3 protein-coding genes are annotated in these 2,363 nt (G+C 58.8%); 1 reads left to right on the forward strand and 2 read right to left on the reverse strand.

What is annotated here, in order from left to right; genetic code table 11:
* Positions 1 to 172: 172 nt before the first annotated feature.
* Complete coding sequence (locus tag NW840_RS13430; RefSeq protein WP_011434306.1) at positions 173 to 1,639, reverse strand: hypothetical protein; 1,467 nt, start codon at positions 1,637 to 1,639, stop codon at positions 173 to 175.
* Between the two features lie 235 nt (positions 1,640 to 1,874).
* A complete protein-coding gene (locus tag NW840_RS13435; RefSeq protein WP_414344814.1) occupies positions 1,875 to 2,060 on the reverse strand; it encodes a hypothetical protein in 186 nt (61 codons plus the stop codon).
* Between NW840_RS13435 and NW840_RS13440 the strand changes: the two genes are divergently transcribed.
* A complete protein-coding gene (locus NW840_RS13440; RefSeq protein ID WP_414344815.1) occupies positions 2,043 to 2,348 on the forward strand; it encodes a hypothetical protein in 306 nt (101 codons plus the stop codon). The two genes, NW840_RS13435 and NW840_RS13440, sit on opposite strands and share 18 nt — an antisense overlap.
* Positions 2,349 to 2,363 lie beyond the last annotated feature (15 nt).

Consider the following 2,363-nt stretch of genomic DNA (forward strand, 5'->3'; position numbering starts at 1 on the left):
TTCGCGCCAGCGGGCCGGAGGCCTTAAGCCCGCCCTGTACTGCGAAGCAGTCAGGGTCGGGTAGTTTACGAAGGAATCTGAGTAAAGGGGCAGCTAAGGTACGCTTAAGAAGACAAGAAGTTACCCCCGCCTGAGTCAAAACTCAGGGGAGAACATGGGCAGGCTTTTTCCCCTAATCCCCCAATTCGGGATCCGGTCGTACCCGTACTCCCATTTGGCGCAGCAGACGCAAAGAGTTTTCCGGCCCATCGATCATCTGCTGTTCGTTGATCCAGTAGGTGGCAATGCCCAGGTCTTCTAGAAATCGCACATAGGGATCCGGCGGCGGTCCATCGAAAACGGCGGCCTTCTGGACGGAAAAGCCCTGCTCGATCCAGGGGCCAAGGGCAAAGCGCTCGTAGTAGAGCAACTGTCCCACCACTTCCTGCAAAGCCTCTGCCGCATCCTTGTGGTGCAGGAGCTTCACTTCGGCCAAAAGCAGATGCCCGTCCGCCACGGCCAAAAAGTCAAAGGTATGCTGATCCTCCCGGACTTCCAATCCTGCCAGGCGGAACCAGCGGCGAAACTGGTGCAAGATCTCGTTGTGGCGCTCGCTGCGCTCCAACTGACGTCGACGGCGGCGTTCTGCCATCAGCGGGTCTGTCCCGGCGCTGTGAGGGATCCCACTGCTGCGGAACTGGGGCGGCTCATCGGGATCCAAAACCACCTTGCCCCCAGCAGGTTGATGCAGGAGGGGCGGCATCTGGGGCAAGAGTTCTGTGGATCCCCACTCCACCTCTGGCTGCTGAGCCCAGGTAAGCAGGTGTCGATTCAAGGGGTGCTCAGGGTGGGTGTCGAACAACAGGCGCAGTTGAGACTGGCTAAACTGAAAATCCAGACGAAATTGCTCGATGGAGAGGCTGCTCCGCCCCTTTTGCAAAGTTTCCTGGCCAAAGTAAAGCATCACCAAGAGCGGGTAAATCGGCAGCGGACGATGGGAGGGAATGAGCATCGCCCACATGTCATCCGTCCAGTGGGGGAGCAGGATCTCGGCCTGTTTGCCTTTGCCCACCACCTGCAACATTTTGGGGTGTCCCGGCTGCCAGCCACAGGGGTGATCGTCAAAGCCGCAAGTCTGTCGCCCTTGATCCACGCTCAAGGGGTAGCGCCCATCATAAAGGCGGAAAGGACAGAGATCCCGGTCTTCGGCCAAAAAGCGCTCGTCTTGCCACAAGTGGGCCGCCAAGGCATGACAGCCGATCCCTTCCTGGCTGTTGCAGGCTTTGAGCCAGCGCCGTTCCGCCAGTTTCCCGCCCACTTTGCTCGGGGCCAGGGGCCGGATCAAGCCGTTTTCCCCTTGGTTGAACAGAGGCCACACCAAAGGCTCGCCGGTTTCGGGCAAGGTCGGTAAAAGAGGGTGGGTTTTGCTGTAAAACGGGTCGCAAATGCGCTGGGCCACTTGCTGCAAGGGCAGTCCGCGAGGGGATCCCACCCAAGGCAGCAGGGATCCCGATCCGGCCTGAGCACGGTGATACTGGATGGCCAGAGCCACCTCTAGCCCTATGGGACGCAGTTCCGGCGTGAGCTGCCGGTAGCGCTGCAGCAGCCGGGAAGCCTGCACAAACAGGTCGTAGCGCCGAACGGGAACTGCGTCAGCCATAGTGTTGCAGGAAAAGCTCCCCACTGCCTTGGGCAAGAGCTGGCACAGACAAGCACCATGGCCTCAAGAAATGAGACCTTGGCAACTGTCTCTGCAGACCCTGACCTTGCCGAGGATATCGGGCCGACACCCATTCCCCTTGGCGTCAGGTCAGTAGTCAGTGTAGTGGAGAAACCCAGGCGCGAGAAGATGTTGCCACCTGGCGGCAGGTTGTGGGAAAAATGCGCAGCAGGCCCTAGCGTCGCGGCCACCAAGGAAACCAAGGAAGCCACCAAGGAAACCAAGGAAAGGGAAAGGGGCGCTCTGTCTCTGCGTCGCGGTTGTACTCCGTAGGTCGGCCTGTATCCGGCTGAAGCACCAAGCTGCCCACATAGTCGGCCTCTCGATAGACGCGGGCAATTTGATGGTGGATTTGGGCCATGTCTTCAGCAGAGACCACGCCATTGTCGGTGGCTTTGTAGAACTGGACCGTGACCCGAATGGGAAAGCGAGGATCCCGCTCGATGTCCAGGTTGTTGATCTCGGTGAAGGGGCCCTCTACCTCTCCATGTCCGATGACAGCGGCTTCTACATTGCTGAGGCCGGCCAGGCCGGCTGCGGGTCCGAAATTGACAGAGATATCCTCAACTTCCCTTCGCGGCGGCTGCCGCTGCTGGAGAGCATGACTCTAGTCAATAATAAGCTCAACTATACTGAAAATAATGTATAATATGTTCAGTACGGA

It is taken from the genome of Synechococcus sp. R5-13 (assembly GCF_047462015.1).
In the GTDB taxonomy this organism is placed as follows: Bacteria; Cyanobacteriota; Cyanobacteriia; order Thermostichales; family Thermostichaceae; genus Thermostichus.

Bases quoted from the DNA above. Each gene is read 5' to 3' on its own strand.
- NW840_RS13440 (WP_414344815.1), top strand. From the start codon at position 2,043: ATGGTGGATTTGGGCCATGTCTTCAGCAGAGACCACGCCATTGTCGGT.
- NW840_RS13435 (WP_414344814.1), bottom strand. From the start codon at position 2,060: ATGGCCCAAATCCACCATCAAATTGCCCGCGTCTATCGAGAGGCCGAC.
- NW840_RS13430 (WP_011434306.1), bottom strand. From the start codon at position 1,639: ATGGCTGACGCAGTTCCCGTTCGGCGCTACGACCTGTTTGTGCAGGCT.